5 protein-coding genes and 1 other annotated feature (1 of these 6 running past the window's edge) are annotated in these 6,506 nt (G+C 33.0%); of the genes, 4 read left to right on the top strand and 1 reads right to left on the bottom strand.

What is annotated here, in order from left to right; genetic code table 11:
- Positions 1-371: 371 nt before the first annotated feature.
- The gene (locus tag SOR77_RS05500) at positions 372-2,075 is read right to left on the bottom strand and encodes a DUF2207 domain-containing protein (RefSeq protein WP_320636165.1); all 1,704 of its coding nucleotides are present in this window, start codon (positions 2,073-2,075) and stop codon (positions 372-374) included.
- A gap of 198 nt (positions 2,076-2,273) precedes the next feature.
- Here SOR77_RS05500 and SOR77_RS05495 point away from each other — a divergent pair, with 198 nt between their 5' ends.
- The 4 genes from SOR77_RS05495 (at position 2,274) to SOR77_RS05480 (ending at position 6,350) form a co-directional block, all read left to right on the top strand.
- Positions 2,274-3,236 carry a D-2-hydroxyacid dehydrogenase gene (locus SOR77_RS05495; RefSeq protein WP_320636164.1) on the top strand — a complete coding sequence of 321 codons (963 nt, stop codon included), beginning with the start codon at positions 2,274-2,276 and terminating at the stop codon, positions 3,234-3,236.
- A gap of 77 nt (positions 3,237-3,313) precedes the next feature.
- Complete coding sequence (locus SOR77_RS05490; protein WP_414153387.1) at positions 3,314-4,546, top strand: NAD(P)/FAD-dependent oxidoreductase; 1,233 nt, start codon at positions 3,314-3,316, stop codon at positions 4,544-4,546.
- A gap of 8 nt (positions 4,547-4,554) precedes the next feature.
- Complete coding sequence (locus SOR77_RS05485; protein ID WP_320636162.1) at positions 4,555-5,820, top strand: NAD(P)-dependent oxidoreductase; 1,266 nt, start codon at positions 4,555-4,557, stop codon at positions 5,818-5,820.
- A gap of 101 nt (positions 5,821-5,921) precedes the next feature.
- The gene (locus tag SOR77_RS05480) at positions 5,922-6,350 is read left to right on the top strand and encodes an RrF2 family transcriptional regulator (RefSeq protein WP_004820880.1); all 429 of its coding nucleotides are present in this window, start codon (positions 5,922-5,924) and stop codon (positions 6,348-6,350) included.
- Positions 6,338-6,506, top strand: a binding site (T-box leader) (it continues 9 nt past the right edge of the window). Its footprint overlaps the gene before it by 13 nt.

Here is a 6,506-nt window from a genome sequence, read left to right as displayed (position 1 = left end):
CTGCCGATAGCAAACGTAGCAAGAGCATTGGGCTTAAAAGACGGACAAGACATCAAATGGGACGAAGCAAAACAAGAAGTTACAATTAGAAAAGAGATAATAAACTAAACAAAACAGGCGTGGGAAACCACGCTTATTTTGCTGGCTCTATGTCAAATATTGGGGAGATTCATTAATATGAGTCTCTCTTTTTATGTAAAAATCAACACATAGCAGCTAAAATAAACCAAAAACCACTAAAAATAAGTATAGCAAACAAAACTCCTAGGAGTTTTCAAAAATTTTCGTATTTTTTACAAACTATTTACAAGAAAGCGTAATTTTCTTTCTAAACAAATTAAAATTTTTTATACACTATTTCACAGTCATATCTATCTACCACCGCCACCGGTTCCGCCTCCGGAGAATCCACCGCCTCCACCAAAGGAGGCTGAACTCGAACTTGAACTTAAGCCATAAGCTTGATATGAATTTTTAGAGAAAGAAGTTAGATATAAGTAGTGTGGATATAGACTGTTAGAACCAACGTATAAAGGGGTGTGATTGGCATATTTATCTTCAGGATAAAAATATTTGAATGCATCGATTACTTCTTCGGCTGAACCTAACAACACTCCCATAATTAATAAATCATCGAATTTTGAAATTTCTATTGGTTCTTTTTCGATTTCATCTTCTAAATCGTATAAAAATCTTTCAAAGGCACATAGGAGAGAAGTTTCAATAAGACCCTTTTCTGTTAGATAATATTTATTAGAAGTCCTTTCTTCAAGATATCCATTGTCTATTAAATAATTTCTTCCCTCTTCTTTTATAGATTTTAAAAATTTATATGGAAAGTTCTTAGACTTCAATAAAAATCTTTTGAACTCTTTTGGAGTTAGAATATCATCATCGCCCTTAGCTTTTAAAATAAATTCAAATAAATTGGTTTCAAATCCATTTTTTGTATTAGGAACACTATTTATCTTTAAGACATTATCTTTTGACTTTAACTTTGCTTTTGGGATATCTGAGTTTTTTGTACATTCAAATGATAAATTTCCGGATTTTACCCACTTTAGAATTTGAGCTGAGATTATAGCATTTAATATATTGATTTCTTTTTGTCTTAAATAAAGTAAGGCCGTCAGATTGCCGTTGAAAGGTACTTCACGGTAATATTCGGGCTGGTCTTCATCGACCTCATTTATATTCTTCGCTATAGTACGCTTTTTTGAAGTAGATACTAGAATCGAAAAGAATATGAAGATAGGCATTAAAATAATAAAGAAAATTATTAAGGTAACCGGGCCTGAAAAATCTTTAGAACTTTGCGAAATAGCATCTCCTGAAATACCATTTAAATCATTATAGTCATTTTCATAGCTTGAATTTTCAAATGCAACTGATTTTAAAGTTTCAAAACTATCATTTAGGGTGTAAGAAGGATTTATTATTCCCTTATTCAAAGACATTAGAATAGTTAAATTTTGATTATTTGAAAAAGGTTCTGTATTTTTAGCAACGATTTTGCCATCTTCAAATAAGATATTTCCAATGTATCCGAATGCCCAAATCTTTGTGTTACTCTCGTTTAAATCAACACCATTTTTTTGAATAGTTACTTTTACATTATCAGGGGCCGGATCCATATCATGGTTTATAAATCTAATATTAAATCCGTCTAAATCTGTGTAACCTATCATGGCATTTTTCAAAGTGTAGTTTATTGTGTAGGTCTTTGGTTCTAATGCAGTTTTACCAAAGCACAATTCAATGCCGTCGACTGTTTTATTAATTCCGTATTTGTTCGCCTTTTCTTCAAAAGAAGCCTCTACATCCCAAGGAACTTCTGTATAAGGACCATTTTCATCTGAAACTTTAAAGTCAGTTAGTTCCATGTGGTTTAAGTTTTGCATGGGAATATAAAATTCTGTTCCGCTATCAGCTGTTGCTTTCCAAACTTGTGTTATTTGTAGAGAACCGTCATCAAGTATATTTGCATTTACTTCAATAGAGTCTATTGAATCAGCAAAGACTATACTTGGAGCGATTGCAAATAGTAGTAATAATATAGAAAATAATTTTTTCATAATAATCACCTGAATTTTAAATTTAGCATTTAACAATGTAAAAATTTACGAAGTAGTTTTTGTAAGACGATACTATTTATTTTTTAATTATGTATAATAAATATAATTAGTTTGTACAACAGTAAATGCTATTTAAATCTATTATATAGTATTTACTTGAGATAAATATACAGTTATTTGAAATAGTAGAGGTAAATTATGAAAATAGTTTTTTTAGATTATAAGACATTAAATCCCGGAGATTTAAGTTTTGATGAATTGGAAAGTTTAGGAGATGTAATTTTATATAGAGATACTGATGTTAAAAATGAAAGTGAAATTATAGAAAAAATTGGAGATGCTGAAGCTATAATAGTGAACAAAGTTCCAATTTCAAAAAATATCATTGAGAAATGCAACAATTTAAAATATATAGGACTTTGTTCTACCGGATATAATAACATCGATATTGTAGAGGCTAAAAAGAGACATATATCTGTTAGAAATTGTCCTGATTATTCGACTTATGCAGTCAGTCAATTTACAATTGGACTGTTGCTTGAAATTTGTCACAACACATATAGGCATACTGAGTCAGTAATGGCAGGAGAATGGATTAAGGCGGATGATTTTTGCTATTGGAAGCATCCTGTGATTGAGCTATATGGAAAGACGATGGGTATAGTCGGGTTTGGAAACATAGGCAAAAACACTGGCCGTATTGCAAAAAGTTTGGGAATGAACGTAATCACAAGTGGATCCGGACCAACTGATGAGGGCAGAGAAATAGGAGAGTATGTTTCGTTTGATGAGTTATTGGAAAAGTCGGATGTAATAGCATTGCACTGCCCATTAAATGAAAAAACTGAGAAAATTATAAATAAAGACACTATTTCTAAAATGAAAAATGGAGTTATTTTATTAAATACTGCAAGAGGCGGGTTGATAGATGAAGCTGATTTTAGGGAGGCTTTAGATTCTGGAAAAATATATGCTGCAGGGATAGATACTGTTGCAGTTGAGCCAATGTTAGAGAACAATGCTCTACGTGGAGCACAGAATTTATTGATTACACCGCATATAGCTTGGGCATCTTTAGATACGAGAAAGAGGTTGCTTGACATAATAGTTGGGAATTTACAATCTTATATGAACGGAGAGTCAATAAACGAAGTTAAATAAATATTTAGGTTATAATTTAGTTTTTGTTTCTAAAATGTATCTTAGTCTTAGAGAGCATATTGTAAAGATAAATTGAAATGAGAGTAAAGATTAAATATAATATACAAAGGAAGGGCAATCAAATGAAAATTATAATAATTGGTGGAGGAGTCTCCGGCATCTTTGCAGCAATTGAATCTAAGAGGGTAGGACATCAAGTGACCGTTTTAGAAAAGAAAGATAGAATCTTAAAAAAAATGCTGACAACTGGAAATGGAAGATGTAATTTGACTAATTTAGATGTATCTTATAAAAATTATAATTCAAAATTTGTGACAGAAGCTATAAATGGATTTACAAATGAAAATTTTATAGATTATTTGAAATCTGTTGCGATTTTTACGACTTGTGAAGGGAATAGAGTCTATCCTCAAACTTTAAAAGCTCAAACTGTTGTGACTCAACTTTTAGAGGAACTCGAAGAGCTGGGTGTTGAAGTTATTACGTCTTCGCCGGTTTTGAAGGTGGAAAAAGAGAATAATAAATTTACAGTTTATACCAATGAAGAGAAGTTTGTGGCTGATAGAGTGGTATTTGCAACTGGAGGCTGTTCTTCTCCTAAGCTTGGGAGTGATGGCAAGAGTTTTGCAATTTTGAAGAGTTTGGGGCATAAAGTAACTAACCTTTATCCTGCACTAACTCAAATTACTTCTGATTCAAAGGATTTAAAATCAATAAGTGGTGTAAAAGTATACTCTAAGCCAAGACTATATATAGATGATGAACTAGTACAAGAGGAAGAGGGAGAAGTGTTGTTCACTGATTATGGATTAAGTGGCCCACCTATCTTAAATTTATCTAAGGCAGTTAATATTAAAAGCGGAAATAAATATATTAAATTTTCTCTAGTAAATTATTCTGATGAAAAAGTCAAAGATGAGCTTTATAACATGTATTATATGTTGAGCCATTATTCACTAAAAAGATGGCTTATGGGAATAATAGACAAGAAATTAGTTGGATATATCTGTAAAAAATTAAATTTGTATCAAGATATTCCAATGAGTAATATTGACGAGAAAGCTTTTGAGAAAATGGTTGAAGAAATTTTAAATCACAGAATAGATATCTCAGGGACTAAGGGATTTGATAACTCTCAAGTTACTATAGGAGGGGTGGAACTATCACAGGTTGATGAGAAGACTTTTGAGTCTAAGGTGGTAAAAGGGCTTTATATAATAGGTGAGGCTCTTGATATAGATGGAATTTGCGGAGGATACAACATACAATGGGCAGTATCTTCTGCTGTGATGATGAGCAGAAATCTTTAGGAGGTAGAATGTTCTACTTACAGAATAGATTAAAAGAATACGGGAATATATCGGTTGGAATAATTGGTTGTGGAATAATGGGGAGTTCCCTTTTAACTCAATTAAGAGGACTACAAAATTTCACACCTCTTATTTTGTCCTCAAGAAGGATTGAAAAAGTGAAAGATACTTTTATATCAGCAGGGTTTACTGAAGAAGAATTTTTGGTAACTGAAGATATTGAAGTGGCAAGAGAAGCTATAAAAAATGGAAAGTCAATTGCCACAACTGACAACATGATTGCGGCAGAGCTGCCTGATGTAGTCGTAGATTGCACAGGGGATACTAATGCCGGTTGTGAAGTTGCATTAAGAGCAATCGAATCTAACACACATATTGTTAGTTTAAATGTTGAAATGGATGCGACAGTTGGTCCATATTTAAAATCATTGGCAGATGAAGCAGGGGTTGTTTATTCCGGTTCGGCCGGAGATGAACCGGGAGCAATAATTGAACTCTATGAATTTTTAAATACAATGGGTTTTGAAGTTTTAGTTCTTGGGAAGGGAAAGAATAATAAGTTAGATAGAAGTGCCACTCCTGAACAATTAAGAGAAGAAGCAATTAAGAGAGGGTTAAATCCGAGAATGTTGACTTCTTTTGTAGATGGCACAAACACAATGACAGAGTTAAATGCAGTTTGCAATGCAACAGGGTTCGTTCCGGATATTAGAGGCTGTCATTCTTTTTCTACAACCCCTAAGACAATAGCACAAGATATAGATTTAGAATCAAGAGGTTCGAAATTAAATTCCTATGGAACGGTTGATTTTTCTATGGGGATAGCTCCCGGAGTTTTTGCCATTGCAAAGGCCAATTCTGAAATAATAGATAATGAAATGGAGTATTTGAGTGTTGGCAAGAGGCCGAATTTTGCCATATACAGACCATATCATCTGACAAGTTTGGAAACTCCAATTTCAATAATAAGAGCAGTTGTTTTAAAAGATTCTACAATAGCACCTTATAAGGGTTCTGTAGCAGAAACTATTGCAATTGCAAAGAAAGATTTGAAAAAGGGAGAAAAACTTGAGGGGATAGGCGGAAGTTCAGTTTATGGAGCTTTGGAAAAAGCGGAAATTCAAAGACGGGAGAATCTTCTGCCTATAGGAATTATCACAGAGAAAACTAAACTTGCAAGAGATGTTGAGGCCGGCAAAGCTTTAACTTATGAAGATGTAATTTTAGATGAGGAAGCAAGCATAGTTAAAATACGAAGACTACAAGGCAATTGACAACTGAGGTGATATTAATATAAAATATAAAATTGAAATGCATAGTTACATTTTAGAGAATGACTTTGGTAGAGTAGTGCATTTAGAAAGGACGAAAAGCCATGAGAATCACAAAAGAAACAGATTATGCATTCAGGATATGCGGTTACTTAGCCCAACATGAAGGAGAAGTAGTAGGAGCTCCAAAAATTGCACATGATAGAGTTATACCGGAAAGATTTACTCTTAGAATACTTAGAAAGTTGAATTTAGCGGGGATAACTACAGCAAAAAGAGGAGTTACAGGCGGATATATGCTAAATAAGCCAAAAGAGGAAGTTTCTCTTTATGATATAATGGTTGCTATAGACGGACCTATAGTTGTTAACAGATGCATGAATGCAGAGGATCCATATTGTTCATATATGGGAGTTAATTCTTCAGATTTTGACGGTTGCAGGTTTCACGTAGCTCTTGAAGAAGTACAAAATTCAGTAATAAAAATTTTAAAATCCAAGACACTTGAATGTTTTGGAGAAAATAAGCAATGAAGAGACAGTTATAAATAGAGAGTTTTAAGAGAGCATTCGGTCGGTGTGAGAATGTAACTTGAGTTTATAAGATCAACTTGGAGCAAATTGGTAAGTCTGCCTTAAAGACAATCAAGTGATAGGACCTATAATAAGGGTGGTACCGCGGCGTAAGTC

This window comes from Peptoniphilus sp., from assembly GCF_034090345.1.
In the GTDB taxonomy this organism is placed as follows: Bacteria; Bacillota; Clostridia; order Tissierellales; family Peptoniphilaceae; genus Peptoniphilus.
The sequence above is the reverse complement of the archived record's forward strand: the minus strand, read 5'-3'. Positions and strand labels throughout refer to the sequence as shown.